At 59.3% G+C, this 4,048-nt stretch carries 6 protein-coding genes; 4 read left to right on the top strand and 2 right to left on the bottom strand.

Annotation, left to right across the window (positions count from 1 at the left end):
* From RI563_RS12820 to yccX, 4 genes are all read left to right on the top strand, one after another.
* On the top strand, positions 1-432 hold a 432-nt coding region (locus RI563_RS12820), incomplete at its 5' end, for a thioredoxin family protein (RefSeq protein ID WP_310694777.1).
* 9 nt (positions 433-441) lie between these two features.
* Entirely contained in the window at positions 442-1,809 is a 1,368-nt protein-coding gene (locus tag RI563_RS12815; RefSeq protein WP_310694776.1) for a TolC family protein, read from the top strand.
* Positions 1,793-2,551 (top strand): efflux RND transporter periplasmic adaptor subunit, encoded by a 759-nt coding sequence (locus tag RI563_RS12810; protein WP_310694775.1) that lies wholly within the window; start codon positions 1,793-1,795, stop codon positions 2,549-2,551. The genes RI563_RS12815 and RI563_RS12810 overlap by 17 nt, the downstream gene beginning before the upstream one ends.
* Positions 2,548-2,817, top strand: coding sequence for an acylphosphatase (yccX, locus tag RI563_RS12805; RefSeq protein WP_310694774.1), 270 nt, complete (start codon positions 2,548-2,550; stop codon positions 2,815-2,817). The genes RI563_RS12810 and yccX overlap by 4 nt, the downstream gene beginning before the upstream one ends.
* Before the next feature lie 231 nt (positions 2,818-3,048).
* On the opposite strand, the gene RI563_RS12800 is transcribed toward yccX, so the two are convergent.
* Together RI563_RS12800 and RI563_RS12795 are read right to left on the bottom strand one after the other, a co-directional pair.
* The gene (locus tag RI563_RS12800; RefSeq protein ID WP_310694773.1) at positions 3,049-3,648 is read right to left on the bottom strand and encodes a lytic transglycosylase domain-containing protein; all 600 of its coding nucleotides are present in this window, start codon (positions 3,646-3,648) and stop codon (positions 3,049-3,051) included.
* 13 nt (positions 3,649-3,661) lie between these two features.
* On the bottom strand, positions 3,662-4,048 hold a 387-nt coding region (locus tag RI563_RS12795; protein ID WP_310694772.1), incomplete at its 5' end, for a His/Gly/Thr/Pro-type tRNA ligase C-terminal domain-containing protein.

Here is a 4,048-nt window from a genome sequence, read left to right as displayed (position 1 = left end):
GAAACCTGGGGCGATTATCAGGAAGAACTGGCAAACGCCCGGGAGCAGGGGAAAAAGGGGGTGCTCATCTTTTTTGAAATGGACGAGTGTCCTTTTTGCCACTATATGAAGGAAAATGTGCTCAACCGTCCGAAGGTACAGGAATACTACCGCGAGCATTTTCTGAATTTCCCCGTGGATATCGAAGGGGATGTCCAGATTACCAATCTGCAGGGCGAGCAGAAAAAGCAGAAGGATTTCGCGTTCCGGGAAAATCGCGTCCGGGCCACGCCGGTTTTTGCTTTTTATAATCTCGAAGGTGAACGGGTGCACCGTCATACCGGCAAGACGTCCGGCGTGGAAGAGTTTATGTGGATGGGTGAATACGTTGCGAACGGGATCTACAAGGATATGTCGTTTACCCGTTACAAACGTGAAAAACGAAAAGAATAATCTTACGACATGAATCGAGCAATTGCGTTGCGTCCGCTCGCCTGGCTGTGCGGCCTGCTGCTGTTGGGCATGGCAACTGGTTATGCACAGCAGAGCGGTGAACAACCCGAACCATTGCCGGAGCCACTGACGTTCGACAAGGCACTGGAGCTGGCCGACGAACCGCATCCCGATCTGCAAATCGCGGAGGCACGCATCCGGGCCGCCGAGGCGGAGCTGCAGGGTGCCCGTGCCGGGGACAATCTGGATATCTATGTCGATGGCGCGCTGGCCCATGTGGAACCGCCCGATTACGCCTTCGATCAAAGCAACGATGATCACCGCCTGTTACTGAACGTCGACAAGACGCTCTACGATTTCGGCCGAACCCGCTCGGCCAGCGCCGCCGCAGCCCGGCAACTCGACAGCAATAAACTTCTGCGCGTTAACACGCGTCAGCAACGGCGTCTGGAAATTATGCAGCGCTATTTTGATGTGGTGCTGGCCGACCTGCAGTTCTACCGCTATAACGAGGAGATGGCTGTCGAGTTTGTCGAGCTGGATAAAATGCGCGATCGTCATGAGCTCAGGCAGATCTCCGATCTGGAACTGCTGGAGCAGGAATCGGTGTTTCAGCGCTCCCGTTACCTGCGTTCCCGGGCCCAGAATCGCCAGCGTGAAACCCGGGCACGGCTGGCACAGGCACTGAACCGCCCCGGCCAATTACCCAGCAATGTGGTCCCCCCGGCCTTGCCGGACATCGAACGGGAGCTGCCGGAAGTGGAACAGCTGCAAGCGCTGGCCCTGCAGGAAAACCCCGTCGTGAAATCGTTGCGTGAACGGCTTGAGGCCGCGCACGCCCGAGTTGAAGGTGCCCGCGCCGGTGATAATCCGACGGTACGTGGCAAGTTACAGGCCGGTGCCTATTCCAGGGAGCGTAACAGCTACGACGATTTTCGTGCCGAACTGCAAGTGACCATCCCGTTGTACGATGGCAGCCGTACCGATGCCGGGGTGGCGCGCGAAAAGGCCCGCCTGTTCGAAACCCGGGCGATGCTGACGCGGGCGGAACGTGATGTCCGTCAGCAGGTGCTGGAGCTGTGGTTGCAGCTGGATTCACTCAAGGCCCGGCGTGAACAGCGGCAGAGCGAAAGGCGTTATCGCGAACTCTATCTGGATCGCAGTCGCGCCCTTTACGAGCTGGAAGTCAGAGCGGATCTGGGCGATTCGATGGTGCGCTATACCGAAGCGGAACGTAACGCCGCCGAAAGCGATTATGAGACCGCACTGGCCTGGGCCCGGCTGAACGCCTTGCTGGGCCGGCTGGATGTCGATAACCCCTTTGTGCCTTCGCAGAATACGACGCAAAAGGAAGAGAGCAATGAACAGGCAAATTAAATTCGTGGCGGCGGCGTTAGCGCTGCTCAGCGGCCACGTTGCGGCGGCCGAGTATGACGCCCGGCTTGAATGGGAGCGACGCGTCGAACTGGGCACCCCGGTACAGGGGGTCATCAGTGAGGTGAAAGCGCAGGCCGGGCAACGGGTAGGGGCCGGTGCCGTGCTGGTGCAACTGGACGATCGGGGTTTCAGGGCTGATGTGAGCAAGGCCCGTAGCCGGCTGGAGAGTCTCAAGGCCGTGCGGGCTGAAGCGCGCCGCGAGCAGGAGCGCGCCGAGGAACTCTATGATCGTACCGTATTGTCGGATCACGAACTGCAGATGGCGTTAAACGAGGCCAAGCAGGCGGAAGCGGATTATGCCGCTGCCCGCGCGGCGCTGGTGCAGGCCCGGTTAAGTCTGGAATACAGCGCCGTGCGCGCGCCGTTTGATGCCCTGGTGATCGGCGTGTCGGCCGGACAGGGTCAGACAGTGATCAATGATCTGCAACCGGTGACCCTGGTCACCGTGGCCGACGCCAGTTCCATGGTGGCCCGCGCTGAATTGACCGAAGCGCAGACCCGCACGCTTGAAGTGGGGCAGGAGGCTTCGGTGAACGTCGCGGGGCGCCGGCATACCGGCCGTATCAAAAGTATTGGTCTGGAACCGGTCGAGGGTACGCAACGGTATGCCGTTGCCGTCAGCTTCCCGCTGGAAGATCAGCGTTACCGGGTCGGACAAACTGCCAGCATCGAATTGCCATGAATATTTGTCGTCAGTGTCGGGTCACAGGCCGGGTGCAGGGCGTCTTCTTCCGCGACAGCACTCGTCACGAAGCCCGGCGACTGGGGCTGACCGGCTACGCCCGTAACCTGTCCGACGGTTCGGTCGACGTCCTCGCCTGCGGCTCAGAACCCAAAGTCCGCCAGCTCTGCGACTGGCTCCGGCAAGGCTCGCCCATGGCCGAAGTCGCCCAGGTCGACTGCGAAACCGTCGACACCCCGCCGCCTTCGCATTTCACTACTGAATAAAGAACAAAGACGTGCCTTTTTTATATTATCTGGAAGAAAACGCAGAGTTCGCGGAGGCGCGGAGACGCAGAGGAAAAGATTTTAATTAAATGAAATGTGGGCGGGACCTTGATCGGTGACAAGCCTGTCAGCAAGCGTGTCGTGGCTGAAGCTGCTCTCACAGTTTTATTCTTCTTCTCCGCGACTCTGCGCCTCCGCGAACTCCGCGTTGATTCCCAGTAAACCGAGTAATTAATACCGCCGCCAGCGGTTGTCGAGGGCGGTGTAGACTTTGGTGGTGTAGCGGTGGCTGCCGTAGCTGCCGTTGTAGCGGGCCAGGGCGGGGGTGAGGTTGCCGTCTTCCTTGTCGAGATAATATTTGAGGATGGTGCAGCCCATGCGCAGGTTGGTGCGGATGTCGAACAGGTTGTCGCCGGGCTGGCCGATTTCGTCCAGCCAGAAGGGCATGACCTGCATCAGGCCCATGGCGCCGGCACTGGAGATGGCAAAGCGATTGAAGTTACTTTCAACTTCGATGACCGCCAGCACCAGCTCGGGCCAGAGGCCGGCCCGTTTGGCTTCAAAGTGAATCTGTTTGAGCAGATTGAGGCGTTTGCGGATATCGGGGACGCGTGATTCGAGGCGACGGGACATGTCCACCAGCCAGACCTCGGCATCGAAGCGATCGTCGAAGCTGTGGTTGTCGGTGACCGCTTCCTGCAGCAGTTGGCGCAGCTTTGGATCGACATTGTCCGGGTCCGCGCCCAGCGATGGGCCGGCAAACAGTCCAATGAAAAAGAATAACGTTGCGGCCCGAATCATGAAGGATGCATGTTCTGCCAGCGGCTTCATCGTGGCACCCGGGTTATTGCAGCTGTTGCCTGATATGGTCGACGATCGCATCGACCGGGATTTCCTGCGCGTCGGTTTCCCGGCGGGTTTTGTATTCCACGACCCCTTTGTCCAGACTGCGATCGCCGATGACAATGCGATGGGGGATGCCGATCAATTCCATGTCGGCGAACATGACGCCGGGGCGTTCCTTGCGATCATCCAGCAGTACATCGATGCCGGCCGCTTGTAATGCATTATAAAGCTGTTCGGCAGTATCGCGCAGTCGCTGCGATTTGTGCATGTTCAGCGGCAGGATCGCCACCTGCCAGGGGGCGATGGCATCGGGCCAGATAATACCGCGCTCGTCGTGGTTCTGTTCGATGGCGGCGGCCACCACGCGCGAGACGCCGATGCCGTA

The organism is Thiohalophilus sp. (genome assembly GCF_031581315.1).
Lineage (GTDB): Bacteria > Pseudomonadota > Gammaproteobacteria > UBA6429 > Thiohalophilaceae > Thiohalophilus.
This window is presented reverse-complemented; position numbering and strand designations above follow the sequence as displayed.

Coding starts and splice junctions, on each gene's coding strand:
- RI563_RS12815 (WP_310694776.1), top strand. CDS start 442: ATGAATCGAGCAATTGCGTTGCGTCCGCTCGCCTGGCTGTGCGGCCTG.
- RI563_RS12800 (WP_310694773.1), bottom strand. CDS start 3,648: ATGAAGCCGCTGGCAGAACATGCATCCTTCATGATTCGGGCCGCAACG.
- RI563_RS12810 (WP_310694775.1), top strand. CDS start 1,793: ATGAACAGGCAAATTAAATTCGTGGCGGCGGCGTTAGCGCTGCTCAGC.
- yccX (WP_310694774.1), top strand. CDS start 2,548: ATGAATATTTGTCGTCAGTGTCGGGTCACAGGCCGGGTGCAGGGCGTC.